We start from the raw sequence: 18,923 nt of genomic DNA, 5'->3' as shown, positions 1-18,923 counted from the left end.
AGCGTTTTAAGAATATTCAGTCCGGTTGAATTCATGGTACTTCTTTCTCTCGCGGTCGATGGAAACAGGCATAAATAACCGGAAGAACCAGAAGCGTCAAGATGGTCGCAAAACCTAGCCCGAACATAATCACCACCGCCATGCTCTGGAAGAACACATCACGCAGGAGCGGAGCCAGCCCCAACACGGTGGTAAATGCGGTCAACAGAATAGGGCGCAAACGAGACGTCGCGGCATAAACAATCGCCTCGTGCTGCGGCTTTTGCTGCTTCTGCTGTTCAATTTCTTCGACCAATACAATGCCGTTACGGATAAGCATTCCACTGAGGCTCAGTAACCCGATCAGCGCCATAAAACCGAACGGAATGCCGGTCAGCAAAAAGCCTGGCGTGACGCCGATCAGCGCCAGCGGCACCGTCAGCCAGATGGCGACGGCGTTTTTCACCGAGCTGAACATCAGGATGGTGATAATAAACATCACCAGATACCCAATCGGCAGCGTTGAGAAGACTCCTTGCTGTGCCTCGCTGGAACTTTCTGCGTCGCCGCCCCATTCGATGCTGTAGCCGTGCGGCAGCGCCAGAGCATCAATCTGAGGTTTAACCCGCGCCAGAATATCGCCCGAGGTTTGCTGGCTGAGCGGCGACGGGTCGGTCTGAACCGTCAGCACCCGGCTGCAGTCCCGGCGCAGAATGAGCGGGTCTTCCCACTCCAGCGTAAAGTCGCTCACCACGTTGCTCATCGGAATGTACTGCTGACGGTTTTGACTCCACACCAGTACGTTATTCAGATGGTTGGCATCCTGGCGTTCATTTTCTGGCGGACGGACGACGACGGGCAGTAGATCCGAACCTTCGCGGTATAAGCCCACCCGACTCCCGGAGAAATTCATCTCCAGCGCATTATCAATATCCTGCTTATCGACACCCAGTTCCCGACCCAAGGCTGGCGAATACTGTGGACGAATCACTTTGCTGCGATTCTGCCAGTCGTTTCGCACGCTGTCGGTGGCCGGATCGCGACTCAGAATATCGTCAACCTGACTGGCGATCAGGCGAAGTCTGTCTGGATCCGGCCCTTTAATGCGCACCTCAATGGCGCTATCGCCAGACGGGCCAAACATCACGCGCTTAGTGCTGGCGTTAACCTGCGGATAGTGGCGAGCAATGTAATCATCGACGTGGCGGGCAAGCGCTGGAATATTCCGCTGGTCATCCATGCGCACCATAATTTGCGCGTAGTTGCTGTACTGGCGTTGGCCGCTGTAGGTCAGAATAAAGCGCATGCTTCCCTGGCCGATGGTCGACACCGTGGTCACCACGCCATCCTGGCCGTTAATCGCTTTTTCGATGTCGCCGGTCATTTTTTCGGTCTGGCTGATATCCGTTCCGTAAGGCAACCACAGATCGACGAAGAAAATAGGCGTGTTCGATGAGGGGAAAAAGTTTTGCCGCACCGAGCCAAAACCCCAGACAGCCGCGACCAGCAGGGCAACCATTAACGTTAGCGTCACCGTTTTTCGCGCCAGAAGGGTATTCAGCATGTGCTGATAAATTCGGTAAAACCGCGCGTTGTAAGGATCGGCTTCAGCAGGCGTTTCCGCTGTTTTTTGCCCTTTGAACAGCCACCATTTGATCATCACCGGCGTAATCGTGAGCGCCGAGAACCAGCTCAACATCAGCGAAATCAGCAAAACCTGGAACAGCGATTTGCAGTATTCGCCGGTCGAATCCTGAGAAAGCCCAATTGGCGCAAAAGCCAGTATAGCGATCACCGTGGCGCCCAGCAGCGGCAGCGCCGAGCGGCGAATCACGTAATTCACGGCGGTCATCAGGGTTGAACCCTGCTGTCGGGCAATCAGCACCCCTTCGACAATCACAATCGCGTTATCGACCAGCATACTCAGGGCGATGATCAGCGCCCCCAGGGAAATGCGCTGCAGCTCGATTCCCCAGAGGTACATAATGAGCAGGGTGCCTAGCACGTTAAGCGCGAGGGAAAGCGCGATAATAATCCCGCTGCGGATGCCCATGAAAATCAGCAGGACGCCGATAACAATCGCTAGCGCCATCAGGAAGTTGATGATAAATCCGTTGACCGAATGCCCCACTTCCGCAGCCTGATCGTAAAACAGATCGATGTTAATGCCCGCCGGTTTTTCCGCCGACATTTGCTGCAGTTTGGCCTCTAACGCCCGCCCCACATCAATCACATTGACGCCGGGAATGAACGACACGCCCATGGTGACGGCCTGTTGACCGTTGGCGTGATAGATACTGGACGGCGATTCCGTCAGCCCGCGTGACAGCGTCGCGATATCACGCAGACGCGTTGCAGCCCCCGCGCCATACGGGGTAATGATCAAATCGCCCAGCTCATCGATATTTTCAAATTCGCCGGTCGGATGCAGGCGAATAGACTCGGTGCCGGAGGCAATCTCACCGGCGTTAGACACCACATTTACGCGGCTGAGGATCGCGGAAAGCTGCGCAAGCGTAATCCCGCGTGCGGCCATTTTGGGTAGCGAAATATCGACATTGATCTGCTGCGGTATTGCGCCACCAATGGCGACTTTGCCGACGCCGGGGATCAAGACCAGTTCGCGGCGCAACTGATCGGCGTAACGCGCCAGTTCAGCGTTGGTAAATTCATCGCCGGAAAGGGCAAAAAAGAAACCAAACACATCGCCAAAATCATCATTCACAAACGGCGTCACGACGCCCGGAGGGAACTGGCGCGACGCGTCACCAACGCGACGACGCAGCTCATCCCAGATTTGCGGCAGCTCGCTGGAGTGATAACGCGAGGCAATATTGACGGTGATTTGCGATAACCCATTTGATGAAATCGAACTCACGTTATCGAGCGAGGGTAGCTGCTGTAACGCGTTTTCCAGGGGCAGGGTGACCTCTTCTTCGACCTGCTGTGCGGAGGCACCCGGATAGTGAGTAATGACCACCGCGGTTTTAATAGTGAACGCGGGGTCTTCAAGACGACCGATGTTCAGCAGCGCAAAAACACCGCCGACGCCCAGCAGCAGAATAGTCAGCCAGACGCGAATGGGATTGTCGATAAACTGGCGGGAGATATCCATTACAGACCTCGCTCACGCGTCCAGATGCGAACCGGCTGTTTAGCATGCAATTCCCCGACACCTGCCGCCACCACGCGTTCTCCCGCCTTGAGGCCGTCGGTCACGATCACGCCCTGGGCGGTGACTTGCCCGACGCTCACTTGGCGATCCTCCAGCTGTAGTTTGTCGCCGTCGCCTTGCACAACCCAGACGTGCGGCTCATTGCGCGGGCTGTTATCCGGGTTAAACACCGCTTCGACAGGGACGACCAGGGCATTTTGCCCCGCGCCTGCCGGGAGATTCGCCAGATTAATGGTGACTGTTCCGCTGACGCCGCCCACGACCGGGAAATCATCCGGGCGCGGCAGGGTTAAAATCACCTGCCATGTCAGCGTATTGCTGTCGCTACTGCCGGTATGCTCTTTGTAGACTGCGCTAAATTCGCGGTCCGGCATCGAGTTAATCTTCACCACCGGACGGTAGTTGGCATTACGAATATCCAGGGTTTTGAACAGGTTTTCTGGAATGCTAAACACCACATCCAGCAAGTCGGTACGCGTGAGCGTCAAAATAGGCTGACCTGCGCTGACAACCTGATGATTACGGACGTGAACGCTGGCCGCGACGCCGCCAAAAGGAGCCACCAGCGTCATCTGATTCAGCTCTTCCTGCGCGATTTTCAGCGCCGCATTGGCGGAATCGCGGGTGGCCCGCTGAACGTCCATCTCCGCTTTCGAAATGGCCTGGCGGCCCGCCAGCGTCTGGAAGCGATCAAATTGCCGCTGCGCTAGCGTGGCCGAAGTCTGGCGGTCGTTGACTCGCTGCTGGGCTTCTCGCGTATTGAGCTTAGCCAACTGCTGGCCCTGCTTGACGCTGGTTCCCTGACGGATGTCGAGGGTTTCAATCTGACCGCCGCGCTTGAATGAGAGGTCGGTGGCGTCGCCAGACTCAATTCGCGCCGGGAAAACGCGCTGCTGCGCCTGGCCTGCCGCCGTGACCACGGCGATTTTAACCATGCGTGGCTGGGGCGCCGTTTCCTGAGTTTTAGGGTCGCAGGCCGTTGTCAGCAAAATAAGGGCAGGTAAAAGAGAAATGTAACGATTCACGATATTCCCCTAATAAACAAAAAAATTTCTTTATTCCGTACATTTAGTGATGACGTTTCTATTCTGCGAGCGCGGAAACCACCAGATAAGTCAAAAGACCCACGGCGGAACTGGTGACGATGGCAAGGACAATAAAGAAAATCAGGCGAATCAAACTATATCCAAACATTTCTTCTCCCTTATCTTTAAACCTAAGCGAGTTAATGATGACAATTTGAAGTATATGTGCAGGGCTTACTTAGCCGTTAATGTCTGCTAATGATCATAGTCGCAGAAATAAGAAAGGTTAAACATATCTTAAAGTTGGGAGTGACGCTGATGAGTGCCATGAAAGGGGGGAATCAAGATATATGTTATTAAGTTGATATTATTCAAATGATTATGAGTAATTTCATCATATTCAGTCTGCTGTGCTACGGTTAATACCATCCCCTTCAGCGTTTAGTGTTTGGTTGTAGAGCTAATTTTCCTGCGTTTCATTATGTGTAATGTCATTTATGACTACTCGTATGAGTTATAAAAGGATGCTCGCTATGTACAGAAATATTCTGGTTCCTGTCGATGTATACGAAATTGGGCTGGCTGACAAAGCCGTGGCGCACGCTCAATTCCTCGCGCAAGCTGCTTCAGCTGATATCCACCTCCTTCACGTTATTCCAAAGTTCTCGCCAGAATTGACGCGCGGTTTTATTTCGGATGCGCGAAAAATGGATGACTATATGATTAATAATTCGAAAGAAAAACTTGCGGCGTTCGCCAAAAAAATCAATTTCCCTGAGGATCGCATTCATCTTCATGTCCGCAGCGGGAATGTCCGCGACGAAGTCACCCTCCTGGCTGACGATCTCGCGGCGGACATGATCATTATTGGTTCACGCAATCCCAATATTCAGACGCATTTACTGGGGTCAGACGCGGCAAATATTGTTCGTTACGCGCACGTTCCGGTTTTTGTCGTGCGTTAACGGCTTCAATGGAAAAGAGTGCTTTTGAGTTCAGGACGTGAGGACGGATCGATGAAGACAGAAAAACCGGACCAACCCTTTTACCGACTTTCCGTAGAAGAAACGCTGGCAACTACAGCCAGTACCGCGGAGGGGATCAGCCGTGCAGAGTCCACGGCAAGGCTTCAGCAGTATGGTGAAAACGCACTCCCGCAAAAGCCGGGCAAACCTGCGTGGTTGCGCTTTTTAGCCCACTTCAACGATGTGCTGATCTACGTGTTACTTGCGGCGGCGGTATTGACGGCAGTGATGGGACACTGGGTGGATACGCTCGTCATCCTGGGCGTGGCGGTGATCAACTCGCTGATTGGCTACATTCAGGAAAGTAACGCTGAAAAATCGCTGCAAAGTATCCGCAATATGCTCTCCAGCGAGGCCGTGGTGGTGCGCCAGGGCAATCATGAAACCATTCCGACGACTGCGCTGGTGCCTGGCGATATCGTCGTGATCCGCGCAGGCGATCGCATCCCGGCCGACCTCAGGATTATTGAAGCGCACAATCTTCGGGTGGAAGAGGCAATTCTGACGGGCGAATCGACGGTCGTTGAAAAAATCACTGACCGGCTTGAAGGAGAGCTTCCGCTGGGCGACCGGACTAACCTGTTGTTTTCGGGGACCACGGTCAGCTCCGGCGGCGGTCAGGGCGTTGTTATTGCCACGGGGGGGGATACCGAATTAGGCCATATCAACCAGATGATGGCGGATATTGAGCAACAGCGAACGCCGCTGCTGATTCAGATGGATAAGCTCGGGAAAGCCATTTTCATTATCATTCTGGTGATGATGGCCGCGCTATTTGTCTTTAGCGTCCTGTTCAGGGATATGCCTGTTTCCGAACTCATGTTGTCGCTCATCAGCCTTGCGGTGGCGTCGGTTCCGGAAGGGCTGCCGGCAATTATTTCGATTATTCTGTCGCTTGGCGTGCAAACGATGGCCCGGCAGAAAGCCATTATCCGCAAATTGCCGACCGTAGAAACGCTGGGCGCGATGACCGTGATCTGCTCGGACAAAACCGGCACCCTGACCATGAACGAAATGACGGTCAAGGCGGTGATCACAGCGGACACTATTTATCGCGTGGAAGGCGACAGTTACGAACCGGTAGGAAACTTCCATCCCATCGATGACCCAACGCCCGTTTCGGTCACACAGGGCTCGTTGCTGGAGCGCTATCTACGCACGATTGACCTGTGTAACGACAGTCAGCTGATGAAAGACGATCAGGGCTTCTGGAAAATCACCGGCGGGCCAACGGAAGGGGCATTAAAAGTCCTTGCGGCGAAAGTCCCGCTGCCTTCGGTAGAGACGCAGCTGCGCAGCAAGATCCCGTTTGATTCCCAGTACAAATATATGTCGACCCTTCACCGCATTGGGGATGAAGAGCTGATTCTGATTACCGGAGCCCCGGACGTGCTGTTCAGGCTGTGTCAGCACCAGCAGACTGAAGCAGGCCTTGAGCCGCTCGACCAACCATACTGGGAAGCGAAAATTGAGGAGTACGCGCGCGAAGGGCTGCGTATGGTCGCGGCCGCCTGGAAACCGGCGAGTCTGGAGCAAACGGAGTTGACGCATGACGATTTGCAGCACGGCGTGATTTTGCTCGGGATTGCCGGGATGATGGACCCGCCACGCCCTGAGGCCATTACCGCCATCGGTGACTGTCTGCAGGCGGGGATTCGCGTCAAAATGATCACCGGTGACCACCCGCAAACGGCGATGAGCATTGGCAAAATGCTGGGGATCGGGAATGCGGACAATGCCATTACCGGGCGCGAGCTTGAAGTGATGGACGATCACCAGTTGAGCGACGCCGCGCAGAAATTTGATATTTTTGCACGTACCAGCCCGGAAGATAAATTCCGTCTGGTTCAGGCGCTGCAAAGCAAGAAAGAGGTGGTCGGGATGACCGGCGATGGCGTCAACGATGCGCCCGCGCTGAAACAGGCTGACGTCGGGATTGCCATGGGTATCAAAGGGACGGAGGTAACCAAGGAGGCGGCCGACATGGTGCTGACCGATGATAACTTTGCCACCATCGCCAGCGCGGTGAGGGAAGGGCGGCGGGTTTACGATAACCTGAAAAAAACCATTCTCTTTATCATGCCCACCAACCTTGCGCAGGGGCTGTTGATAATTATTGCACTGCTGGCCGGTAACCTGATTCCGCTGACGCCGGTGCTGATCCTGTGGATGAACATGGCGACCTCCGCCACGCTCTCCTTCGGACTGGCGTTTGAAGCGGGTGAGAAAAACATCATGAACCGGCCGCCGCGCGACCCCAAACTGCACGTTATGGATGGGTTTGCCATCTGGCGCGTGGTGTTTGTCGGTTCGATGATCGCCGTGAGCGCTTTCGTGCTGGAAGCCTGGCTGCAGCCGCGCGGATATTCCCCGGAGTTCATCCGCACCGTGCTGCTGCAAACTCTGGTGACCGCGCAGTGGTTCTACATGCTTAACTGCCGCGTGTCGGACGGATTTTCGCTGAGCAAAGGGCTGCTGGCGAATAGAGGGATTTGGATCGTGACGGCGGTGCTGCTGGTGCTGCAACTACTGATTATCTACGCGCCGTTTATGCAGATGCTGTTCGGCACTGAATCCTTACCGTTCCGCTACTGGGTCATCACCTTCATCATCGGCTTTGTGATGTTCCTGATTGTGGAAGTCGAGAAACCGCTGACCCGCAGATGGCGTATGGAAGCACCGCGCTAAACGTGTTTCGGCAAAGCAAAAAGCCCGCTTAAGTTTCCTTAAGCGGGCTTTTCTAATTTGGCTCCTCTGACTGGACTCGAACCAGTGACATACGGATTAACAGTCCGCCGTTCTACCGACTGAACTACAGAGGAATCGTGTGAACGGGGCGCATATTATCGACCTCGCAGACGCTTGTCAAAGGCTGGATCGCCGTCTGATCATCGTTTGCTGACAAAATCAGCAAAGTGCCGCTTTTTATCACGGATTGCACGATTCTGGTGCAGATGTACCCCTTATGGGGCAGATCATAAACCGCTGTTTCAGTAATAAAACCCGCTGTCGTGATTAGATTTCCTTATTTTCAGCCGCTTAGCGAACTTATCAGACCTCTCTTAAAAACTGGCATCCATATTGCAAAAACCTTATCAACAACAAGCGCCAGTACCGGCACTGCATTTTAACAGGGGGCAAAATGAACTTTAGACGACTGAAATACTTCGTAAAAATCGTCGATATCGGTAGCCTGACCCAGGCCGCGGAAGTGTTGCATATCGCACAGCCTGCACTGAGCCAGCAGGTGGCCACTCTGGAAGGTGAACTGGACCAGCAGCTTTTAATCCGCACCAAACGTGGCGTCACGCCAACCGAAGCGGGCAAAATTCTCTATACTCACGCCCGCACGATTTTGCGTCAGTGTGAGCAAGCCCAGCTGGCGGTGTGCAACGTTGGGCACACGCTGAGCGGCCAGGTTTCTATCGGTCTGGCACCGGGAACCGCTGCCTCCTCTATTACCATGCCGCTTTTGCAGGCCGTTCGCGCCGAGCTGCCAGACGTGCTGGTCTATCTGCATGAAAACAGCGGTTCGGTCCTGAACGACAAATTACTCAACGGCCAACTGGATATGGCGGTGCTTTACGACCGTTCACCGATTGCGGGAATCACCAGTCAGCCGTTGCTGAAAGAAGATCTTTATCTGGTCGGCACGCGAGACTGCCCTGGTCAAAGCATTGATCTGACGGCCGTGGCGGAGATGAATCTGTTCTTACCGCGAGATTACAGCGCCGTGCGCGTGCGCGTGGACGAAGCCTTTTCTCTGCGTCGTCTGACGGCGAAGATCATCGGTGAGATCGACTCTATTTCCACTCTGACCGCCGCAATTGCCAGCGGAATGGGCGTGACGGTTCTGCCTGAATCTGCAGCACGCTCCCTGTGCAGCGCGGCGAATGGCTGGATGGCGCGCATCACTACGCCGTCAATGAGCCTGCCGCTGTCTCTGAACATGTCAGCGCGCGGTTCGCTGTCGCCTCAGGCGCAAGCCGTAAAAGAGATCCTGATGTCGCTGGTAAGTCGTCCATCGCTGGAGAATCGTGAACTGCAGCTGGTAAGCTGATATTCCATAATGGAATAAGATGCTGGTTTTTATTATTTGTTCTGTAGGTCTGATGACTCTAACAATAGAGCGATATCAGATGCGCCGGGGTGAATCGTGAATTTCCAGCAACTTAAAATTATCCGTGAGGCGGCCAGGCGGGATTTCAACCTGACCGAAGTCGCCAACATGCTTTATACCTCTCAGTCGGGCGTCAGCCGCCATATCCGCGAGCTGGAAGAAGAGCTGGGCATAGAGATTTTTATCCGTCGCGGTAAACGTCTTTTGGGCATGACTGAGCCCGGTAAAGCGCTCTTGACCATCGCAGAGCGTATTCTTAACGAAGCCAGCAACGTACGGCGACTGGCGGACCTCTTTACCAATGATGCGTCCGGCGTGTTGACCATCGCGACGACGCATACGCAGGCGCGCTACAGTCTGCCGCCGGTGATCAAGGTTTTCCGCGAACTCTTTCCCGAGGTCCGTCTTGAGTTGATTCAGGGCACGCCGCAGGAGATTGAAGTGCTGTTGCAAAATGGCGGGGCGGATATCGGTATCGCCAGCGAACGCCTGAGTAACGACCCGCTGCTGGTGGCCTTTCCGTGGTTCCGCTGGCATCACAGCCTGCTTTTGCCCTCAGACCATCCCTTAAATCAGGTTTCCCCTTTGACGCTCGAAGCGATCGGCAAATGGCCGCTTATCACCTATCGTCAGGGGATTACCGGGCGCTCGCGTATCGACGAGGCATTCAACCGGAAAGGGATTACACCGGATGTGGTGCTAAGCGCGCAGGATTCGGATGTCATCAAAACCTATGTCGAATTGGGGCTGGGGATTGGCATTGTTGCGGAACAGTCGGGTGGGGAGCACGAGTCAAGCGATCTGGTGCGGCTGGATACCCGGCATTTATTCGATGCCAATACCGTCTGGCTGGGACTAAAGCGTGGTCAGCTGCAACGCAACTACGTATGGCGTTTCATCGAGTTATGTAATGCCGGGCTGTCGGTTGATGAAATTAAACGGCAGGTGATGGAATCGGAAGACGTGGCGATCGATTATCAGATTTAATCGTGAGCAAGTTGGCAAGCCCAGGGAAGTGACGATTTAATCGGCCTCGACGATGAATACGCCGCAGAATGAGTCATGTTTCAGCATCCATCAGAGGACACCTGCGCGATGACACGTTATCATGACTCTCTTCGTGAGGCTGGGGCCGGTGTATCCGCTCGCAAGCTCTTCAATAGGCGTTAACCCCTGGGGCCACTTATGACCAATGAAATTCCACTTAAATATTTTGATATCGCGGATGAATATTCCAAGGAAACCGCCACGCCGGTGAGTGAATCCGAACGCGAACCGCTGGCGCACTATTTCCAGATGCTGATCACCCGTTTAATGAATAACGAAGAGATTAGCGAAAGCGCCCAGCAGGAGATGGCCAATGAAGCGGGCATCAAAGATGAACGTATTGATGAGATAGCGACGTTTCTCAATCAGTGGGGCAATGAGTAGCTTGCGCTAAGATCCGGTGAAAGGGCACGCACTGTAACGTGCCTTTTTGCATATTGGCGGCCATGAAAGCCCGAAAAGCAAAAAGCCCGCTTAAGTTTCCTTAAGCGGGCTTCTCTAATTTGGCTCCTCTGACTGGACTCGAACCAGTGACATACGGATTAACAGTCCGCCGTTCTACCGACTGAACTACAGAGGAATCGTGTGAACGAGGCGCATGTTAATGGCCTCGCTATTTTGTGTCAACACTAAATTCAACATGCTGATTCAAATGATTAATTAAGACTCAACCTGTGCTTTTAGTGTACTTGCGGAGAAGCGTTACCGTCATAGCCTGCATTTTCACGCAAACGCTGCATCGGATCTTGTTGGTAGAAATGACAAAAACGCTGCCATAACGCCGGAAAACGCGGGGCGAAAAGCTCGGGCGCGCTGAAGAAATATTCTGACAACACGGCGAAGCATTCCGCCGGATCGGTTGCCGCGTAGGCATCAATGCTGGCTGCGCTTTCGCCCACCAGATCGATTTCATCCTGAATATTATTCATCGCCGCGTGCAGGTCGTGTTCCCAGCCTGCGACTTCCCGCAACGGGATAAACGGCACACCGCTGGCGCGATCGCCATTGCGGGTATCCAGTTTATGCGCCACTTCATGAACGATAAGATTGAAACCAGAGGCGTCAAACGAGTCCTGAATATCCAGCCAGTTCAGGATAATCGGTCCTTGCTGCCAGCTCTGTCCGGACTGTACCACGCGCTGATTGTGAACCAGGCCAATATCGTCTTCCCACTCGTCGTCAACCACGAACGGTGCCGGATAAATCAATACCTCGTGAAAGCCGTCCAGCCATTCGATGCCCAGTTCCAGCACAGGCAAACAGAACAGCAGGGCGATGCGCGCACTTTTCAGTTCATCCAGCTCGAATCCCTGAAGAGGGACAAGACGTTTTTGCTGCAAAAAACGATCGGCTAACTGCACCAATCTGCTTTGCTCGTCCGCTGAAAGGCTGGCGAGGACAGGAATTGCCAACGCTTCATCCCACGGCAATAGCGCGTCAGGTGCGGTTTCGTTCGATTTCCAGGGCCACTTAATCATCGCTTCGCTCGCAAACTCATCACTTGAATAAATTGCAGGGTTAGGATCTGTTAACATGCCAAATTACCTGGCATCATGGCAACCACTATAGCGGACAGATGCCGGAGCGGCTAAACGGACTCGTCTCGAAAACGAGAGTAGGGGTTACTCTACCGAGGGTTCAAATTCCCTTTCTACGCCGCTTCATCTTAACAGAACATCTTTTCTGATTATTTTCTGAATAAATGCTGTGCGACGAGCACCTTATCACTCCGCTTACGCGAAGGAATATCCCTTTACGGCTTCGTCACAATATATGTGAACTCAATCAGCATCTTCGGGGCAACTCATGGGTTGCGAGAACGGCGGTTTTGATAAAAAAAGCCAGGCATTACGCCTGGCTTTTAAGGATATATCGCGAATTAACGCTGCGAACACCCGGCGCACTGCTTGTTCTGGATCTGCTGGAAGAAATCGTTGCCTTTATCATCGACAAGAATAAAGGCCGGGAAGTTTTCGACTTCGATTTTCCAGATCGCTTCCATTCCCAGTTCCGGATATGCCACACATTCCAGGCTTTTAATGCTGTTCTGCGCCAGCACGGCAGCAGGGCCGCCGATACTGCCGAGATAGAACCCGCCGTGTTTGTGGCAGGCATCGGTCACCTGCTGACTGCGGTTGCCTTTCGCCAGCATTACCATACTGGCACCGTGCGATTGCAGTAAATCCACATACGAGTCCATACGACCCGCTGTGGTGGGGCCTAATGACCCGGATGCATAACCTTCAGGTGTTTTCGCCGGACCCGCGTAATAAATCGGATGATCTTTCACGTACTGCGGCAGCTCTTCGCCGTTATCGATCAGCTCTTTGAGCTTCGCGTGGGCCATGTCGCGCGCCACAATAATGGTGCCGTTCAGCGATAGTCGGGTCGAAACCGGATGTGCGGAAAGCTGCGCCAGAATCTCGTTCATCGGACTGTTCAGATTGATGCTGACGACGTCGCCTTCACCTTGCTCACGCAGCGATTCAGGAATGTATTGCGCCGGATTGCGTTCGAGTTTTTCAATCCAGATCCCGTCGCGGTTGATTTTGGCTTTGATGTTGCGGTCAGCCGAGCAGGACACGCACATGCCGACAGGGCAGGAGGCTCCGTGGCGCGGCAATCGAATCACCCGAATATCATGGGCGAAGTATTTACCGCCGAACTGCGCACCTAAACCGAGATTCTGCGCTTCCTGTAACAGTTCCTGTTCGAGCTGAACGTCGCGGAACGCCTGACCATGCTCATTCCCTTCGGTTGGCAAACCATCGTAGTAACGGGTCGACGCCAGTTTGACGGTTTTCAGCGTGCTTTCTGCGGACGTCCCCCCAATGACAAATGCGATGTGATACGGAGGGCAGGCTGCGGTCCCCAGCGAGCGCATTTTTTCCACGAGATAATTTTTCAATTTCGCAGGGGTAATGAGCGCTTTGGTTTCCTGATACAGATAGGTTTTGTTGGCAGACCCGCCGCCTTTTGCCATGCACAGGAACTTATACTCATCGCCATCAATGCTATACAGGTCGATTTGTGCCGGTAAATTGGTCCCGGTATTCACCTCTTTGTACATATCCAGCGCAGCATTTTGCGAGTAGCGCAGATTGTCTTCGATATAGGTGTTGTACACGCCCTGACTTAATGCTGCTTCGTCACCGCCGCCGGTCCACACGCGTTGCCCTTTTTTGCCCATGATGATGGCCGTACCCGTATCCTGGCAGGTAGGTAACACGCCTTTGGCAGCGATTTCTGAATTACGCAGGAATTGAAGCGCCACGTATTTATCGTTCTCGCTGGCGTCAGGGTCGTGAAGAATCGCCGCGACCTGTTTCTGGTGCGACGGGCGCAGCATAAAGGCCGCGTCGTGAAAAGCCTGCTGCGCGAGTAGCGTCAGGGCTTCGGGTTCGACTTTAAGGATTTCCTGGCCCGCAAACTCTGCCACGGAGACGTGTTCTTTGGTCAGCAGATAATAGTCGGTGTCGTCGTGTTCGAGCGGGAAGGGATTCTGATAATAAAAGGGTTTGTTCGACATAACGTGTTGCTCCACAAAAATGAAACCGCCGGAGGTGTAGTCCGGCGGCCAGGAATCAGAACATCATGGACATCCACGGATACCCAATCAGCAACAGTGCGGCCAGGAAAATCGCGCCGAAGATGGTGCCAAGACGCCAATAATCTTTGGTCGGCAGGTAGCCGCTACCGTAATAAATCGGGCTTGGGCCGGTGCCGTAGGGGGTAATAATCCCCATGATGCCGAGCGATGTGACCATCAGCAGGACGAACACTTCCATATTGATGCCCGGGATCGTGGCGGCGATGGTCAGCATTGCCGGTAGCAGCGCGGTGGTATGAGCAGTGGTGCTCGCAAACAGGTAGTGCAGCAGATAAAACGCCAGCAGTAGCACAATGGTTGCGGTGCCCGGAGAGATGCCGCTCATCAACATGCCGCCCTCTTTACCCAGCCAGCTAATAAACCCGGTGGAGGACAAACCGTCGGCCAGCGCAACCAACGTGGCAAACCAGACGAAAGTATTCCACGCAGCTTTGTTGCCGGTGATATCGTTCCACTCCAGCACGCCCGTCCACAACATCAGGCCCACGATTAACAGCGCTGCCATGGCGGGTTCGATCCACGCCGCCGCGAAAATCCACATCATCAGTGCGCAGCACACAAAGACCAGCAGCAGGATTTCATTGCGCGACAGTTTGCCCAGCTTCTCCAGTTCACGACATGCCCACAGCGGCACTTCATCGTTCACTTTCACTTCCGGCGGGTAGAACCAGTACGCCAGCAGCGGCATCACCAGAATCAGCAGCACGCCCACCGGCAGGAAGGCGATAAACCAGGTGCCCCATGAGATATCAATGCCCACGATGCTTTTTACCAACGCCAGTGCCAGCAGGTTGGGGGCGAGCGCAGACAGGAACATTGAGCTGGTAATACAGGCCGCCGTAATCGCGACCCACATCAGATATGAGCCGATTTTACGTGCGCTGGGATCGTTAGGTTTTGAGCCATACAGCGGCGGCAGGTTGGCGATAATCGGGTAGATCGTGCCACCGCTTCGCGCGGTGTTGGACGGCGTAAACGGTGCCAGCAGCAGGTCCGCGAAGGTGATGGCGTACCCGAGCGTCAGGCTGCGGCGACCCAGATATTTTACCAGAATCAGCGCCAGTCGGCGACCAAAGCGTGTTTTGTCATACCCAGCTGCGAACATAAAGGCACCAAAAATCAGCCAGACGGTCGAGTTACCAAAGCCGCTGACCGCCCATTTAAACGAGGCGCCAGCCAGCTTGAACTTCGGATCGGCCAGCTGTTCCGGGCTGAACAGCACCCACTGGCTGCACAGACCGATGGCGACGACGCCGGTCAGACCAATTACTGCACCGGGCAGCGGTTCAAAAATCAAACCGACGATCACGCCAACAAAAATGGCGAAGTAATGCCAGGCATAAGGCGGAAGCCCATCGGGCACCGGCACAAATAACAGCAGAATGGCCACAATAATGGGGAGCGCCATCATGAACAGACGGCGTGCTTGACCATCCTTTGGTTTGCTCGCCGCCAGGGGCGTTACAGCAGTTTTATCATTCATAGTTTGCGTCTTAAGTTGTCAGGAATACGGTTTGTCAGAAACAAGCACGAATCTTTTTTTAAGTTTTTTTGCTTTCTTTAGTTATTTAAGGTTCGCGTTTCTTATTTCTGGAATAATGATTCAACGCAAAATTGGATGCATTGAATTAAAAATTAGTGATATTTATATATTGCGCTTTTAAAGGTGGATTCTATTGATCGGGATCATGAAATGAGAATTGCAGATGTATTTTTAGGCACCATTTAATAACCCCAATGAGTTATGTGGATATAGCGTTTTGATTGAGGTTTGTTCTCAACTTGAATTTGTTTTGCAAACGATTAAATCTCATAGTGTATTGATTTATATGCATTATTAATTAACTTGTGATTTCTGGTTACGTAATCAAAAAGTTAACTGCTTTAATTTAAATGTAAACAATCAACATTAAAACAACTAACACCAATGTATTATTTATGTTATCGAAGGGATTAAATAGTTTATTAACTAACGTAATAACTTTAGTAACTAAAAATAGCGTTATATTAATATCATGACATCGGCAAAAAAATTAACCATAAACCGGACCGATAAAGAATTTTCGAATTTCATTTTTAAAGTTTGGAGTTTCTATTATGAGCACTAACGAACGCATTCTAAGCCCCTTCACATTACCGAATGGCACCGAGTTAAAAAACCGTTTGTTAATGGCCCCAATGACCACTTGCACAGGGTATTACGACGGGACGGTCACCAGCGAGCTGGTGGAGTACTATCGCGCGCGTTCAGGTAGCATCGGCACCCTCATCGTTGAATGCTGTTTTGTCGATGATTTAGGGCTGGCGTTCCCCGGCGCAATCGGCATTGATAACGACGAGAAAATCGCCGGGTTGGCAAAAATTGCCGATGCCATTAAGTCGAAGGGTTCCAAAGCGTTGCTGCAGATCTACCATGGCGGCCGTATGGTTGACCCGAAACTGATTGGCGGGCGCACGCCTGTGGGGCCAAGCGCTGTTGCCGCGCCGCGTGACGGAGCAGCCACGCCAGTCGCATTGAGTGGTGAAGACGTCTGTGCAATGGTCGGCAAGTTCGGTGAAGCCGTTCGTCGCGCCATTCAGGCGGGTTTCGACGGCGTTGAAATTCATGGCGCAAATACGTATTTAATCCAACAGTTCTACTCCCCAAACTCCAACCAGCGTGATGACGAGTGGGGCGGCAGTCGCGATAACCGCGCCAAATTCCCGCTGGCGGTGCTGGAAATCACCCACAAAATGGTGCGCCAGTACGCTGATGATGCCTTCATCATTGGCTACCGCTTCTCTCCGGAAGAGATGGAAGTGCCGGGTATCCGCTTCGAAGACACAATGTACCTGCTGGAAAAACTGGCGGCGCGCGGGGTGGATTATCTGCACTTTTCAGTAGGTGCGACGCTGCGCCCATCGATTGTCGAAACCCAGGATCCGACGCCGCTTATCGAAAAATATTGCGCCATGCGTTCAGACACGCTCGCGCAGATTCCGGTCATGGGCGTCGGCGGGGTAGTCAACGCAGCTGATGTGAACGAGGCGATTGACCACGGTTACGACTTGATTGCGGTGGGGCGCGCCACGATCGCCTACCCGGACTGGACCGATCGCATTGCGCAGGGTGAAACGCTGGAACTGTTTATGGACAGCACAAAGCGAGAAGCGCTGCACATTCCGGAGCCGCTGTGGCGTTTCTCGCTGGTAGAAGCAATGATCCGCGACATGAGCATGGGCGAGTCAAAATTCAAACCCGGCACGTTTATCGAAACAGTCCAGGATGACGCCAGCGAGCTGGTGGTCAGCGTCAGTCTCGAAACCGATCGTATCAGTGACATTGAGCTGGCATCCGGCCCTGACCACGACGTGGAGTTTGTGACCAGTTTTGAGGAGATCCGCAGCCGTATTCTCGATGCGAATACTCCCCATGTTGACGCCATTACTGGCGCTACCAGCCAGAGTGAAGCGGTGAAAAAAGCCGTCTCGAAAGCGATGGTGAAATCCGCCAAAGCCCTGGCGGCAGAAGAGGGCGTCGATCCTAACGCGGCGAAATGTGTTGATGTCGTGGTAGTGGGCAGCGGTGGTGCAGGGCTGGCCGCGGCGATTCAGGCTTATGACGACGGGGCGAGCGTGCTGATTGTCGAGAAAATGCCGACCATTGGCGGGAACACCATTAAAGCGTCTGCGGGGATGAATGCCGCAGAAACCCGCTTCCAACAAGTCAAAGGGATTCAGGACAGCAAAGAGCTGTTCTATCAGGAATCCCTGAAAGGTGGGCAGAACAGGAACAACCCGGAACTGCTGCGCCGCTTTGTGGAAAACGCGCCAGAGGCTATCGAATGGCTGGCAACGCGCGGCATTATGCTCAATGACATCACCACGACCGGCGGGATGAGCATCGATCGTACGCACCGTCCAAAAGACGGTTCTGCGGTGGGCGGTTATCTGGTAAGTGGCCTGGTACGCAACGTCAATAAACGCCATATCGACGTGATGCTGGACACTTCTGTGAGCGATATTATTGTCGAAAACGGGGAAGTGACAGGCGTGCGCCTCACCACGGAAGAGAATGAAACGGTCACCGTCACCACCAAAAGCGTGATCATGGCGACCGGTGGGTTTAGCGCCAACAGTCAGATGGTGGTGAAATATCGCCCGGATCTGGACGGTTTTGTTACCACGAACCACAAAGGCGCGACGGGCGGCGGGATTGCATTGCTGGAACGTATTGGCGCAGGGACCGTGGATATGGGCGAAATTCAAATTCACCCAACCGTTGAGCAGAACACATCCTATTTGATTTCTGAATCCATTCGCGGCGGCGGCGCGATTCTGGTGAGTCAGCAGGGGAACCGTTTCTTTAACGAAATGGAGACGCGCGACAAAGTGTCCGCTCAAATTATCGCGCTACCTGAGAAATACGCGTACATCGTTTTTGATGAGCACGTTCGTGCCAAAAACAAAGCCGCTGATGAATACATCGCCAAAGGCCTGGTGACCAGCGCCAGCTCGCCGAAAGCGTTGGCGGAAGCGTTGGGGATGGATCATCACGCTTTCCTGGCAACGCTTGAACGCTATAACGGGTTTGTTGAAAAGCAGCATGATGATGATTTCGGTCGCACCACGGCGCTGCGTGCGCCAATCAATGAAGGGCCATTCCATGCGATCCGCATCGCGCCCGGCGTGCATCACACCATGGGCGGCGTGACTGTCAATCCGGAAACCTGTGTTCTGGATAGCGCCCACAACGTCATTCCTGGCGCATTCGCGGCGGGTGAAGTGGTCGGTGGCATTCACGGCGGGAATCGCATTGGCGGTAACGCGGTGGCAGATATCATTATTTTTGGTACGCTTGCCGGACATCAGGCGGCGATGCGTTCGAAAAAAGCCTAGCTCAGCCGTTTTTGTTGACCGGAACGAGGTGTTCCGGTCATTTCCCCGGCGGCGCTTGCCCGCC

At 53.5% G+C, this 18,923-nt stretch carries 11 protein-coding genes and 3 tRNA genes; 7 read left to right on the top strand and 7 right to left on the bottom strand.

The window, feature by feature from the left end; genetic code table 11:
• Window positions 1-31: 31 nt before the first annotated feature.
• The gene (locus AC07RN_RS07785; protein ID WP_478336039.1) at window positions 32-3,094 is read right to left on the bottom strand and encodes an efflux RND transporter permease subunit; all 3,063 of its coding nucleotides are present in this window, start codon (window positions 3,092-3,094) and stop codon (window positions 32-34) included.
• Window positions 3,094-4,179: an efflux RND transporter periplasmic adaptor subunit gene (locus tag AC07RN_RS07780; RefSeq protein ID WP_478336038.1), complete on the bottom strand. Its 1,086-nt coding sequence runs from the start codon at window positions 4,177-4,179 to the stop codon at window positions 3,094-3,096. The genes AC07RN_RS07785 and AC07RN_RS07780 overlap by 1 nt, the downstream gene beginning before the upstream one ends.
• 533 nt (window positions 4,180-4,712) lie before the next feature.
• On the opposite strand from AC07RN_RS07780, the gene AC07RN_RS07775 reads away from it, so the two are divergent.
• Window positions 4,713-5,144, top strand: coding sequence for a universal stress protein (locus AC07RN_RS07775; protein WP_015959568.1), 432 nt, complete (start codon window positions 4,713-4,715; stop codon window positions 5,142-5,144).
• A 51-nt stretch (window positions 5,145-5,195) separates the two neighbouring features.
• On the top strand, window positions 5,196-7,892 hold the full coding sequence (locus AC07RN_RS07770; protein ID WP_478336037.1) for a cation-transporting P-type ATPase: 2,697 nt from the start codon (window positions 5,196-5,198) through the stop codon (window positions 7,890-7,892).
• Window positions 7,893-7,950: 58 nt separating this feature from the next.
• Here the strand turns inward: AC07RN_RS07770 and AC07RN_RS07765 are convergent.
• Window positions 7,951-8,026: transfer RNA gene (locus tag AC07RN_RS07765), tRNA-Asn, on the bottom strand.
• A 320-nt stretch (window positions 8,027-8,346) separates the two neighbouring features.
• Here AC07RN_RS07765 and nac point away from each other — a divergent pair.
• From nac to AC07RN_RS07750, 3 genes are all read left to right on the top strand, one after another.
• Window positions 8,347-9,264 (top strand): nitrogen assimilation transcriptional regulator NAC, encoded by a 918-nt coding sequence (gene nac / locus AC07RN_RS07760; protein WP_015959566.1) that lies wholly within the window; start codon window positions 8,347-8,349, stop codon window positions 9,262-9,264.
• A 96-nt stretch (window positions 9,265-9,360) separates the two neighbouring features.
• A complete protein-coding gene (gene cbl / locus AC07RN_RS07755) occupies window positions 9,361-10,311 on the top strand; it encodes an HTH-type transcriptional regulator Cbl (RefSeq protein ID WP_015959565.1) in 951 nt (316 codons plus the stop codon).
• 198 nt (window positions 10,312-10,509) lie between these two features.
• Entirely contained in the window at window positions 10,510-10,755 is a 246-nt protein-coding gene (locus tag AC07RN_RS07750) for a DUF2543 family protein (RefSeq protein ID WP_235133615.1), read from the top strand.
• Between the two features lie 120 nt (window positions 10,756-10,875).
• On the opposite strand, the gene AC07RN_RS07745 is transcribed toward AC07RN_RS07750, so the two are convergent.
• Both AC07RN_RS07745 and mtfA read right to left on the bottom strand, forming a co-directional pair.
• Window positions 10,876-10,951: transfer RNA gene (locus AC07RN_RS07745), tRNA-Asn, on the bottom strand.
• Window positions 10,952-11,051: 100 nt separating this feature from the next.
• Window positions 11,052-11,849, bottom strand: a complete 798-nt coding sequence (gene mtfA, locus AC07RN_RS07740; protein WP_041689685.1) for a DgsA anti-repressor MtfA — start codon at window positions 11,847-11,849, stop codon at window positions 11,052-11,054.
• Window positions 11,850-11,939: 90 nt separating this feature from the next.
• Here mtfA and AC07RN_RS07735 point away from each other — a divergent pair.
• Window positions 11,940-12,030, top strand: a tRNA-Ser gene (locus AC07RN_RS07735).
• Window positions 12,031-12,250: 220 nt separating this feature from the next.
• On the opposite strand, the gene fumA is transcribed toward AC07RN_RS07735, so the two are convergent.
• Both fumA and AC07RN_RS07725 read right to left on the bottom strand, forming a co-directional pair.
• The gene (fumA, locus tag AC07RN_RS07730) at window positions 12,251-13,900 is read right to left on the bottom strand and encodes a class I fumarate hydratase FumA (RefSeq protein ID WP_478336036.1); all 1,650 of its coding nucleotides are present in this window, start codon (window positions 13,898-13,900) and stop codon (window positions 12,251-12,253) included.
• Between the two features lie 55 nt (window positions 13,901-13,955).
• Window positions 13,956-15,464: an anion permease gene (locus AC07RN_RS07725; protein WP_015959561.1), complete on the bottom strand. Its 1,509-nt coding sequence runs from the start codon at window positions 15,462-15,464 to the stop codon at window positions 13,956-13,958.
• Between the two features lie 614 nt (window positions 15,465-16,078).
• Here AC07RN_RS07725 and AC07RN_RS07720 point away from each other — a divergent pair.
• On the top strand, window positions 16,079-18,859 hold the full coding sequence (locus AC07RN_RS07720; RefSeq protein WP_449555210.1) for a flavocytochrome c: 2,781 nt from the start codon (window positions 16,079-16,081) through the stop codon (window positions 18,857-18,859).
• Window positions 18,860-18,923: the final 64 nt, after the last annotated feature.

This window comes from Lelliottia sp. GFLA7, from assembly GCF_056490165.1.
This window is presented reverse-complemented; position numbering and strand designations above follow the sequence as displayed.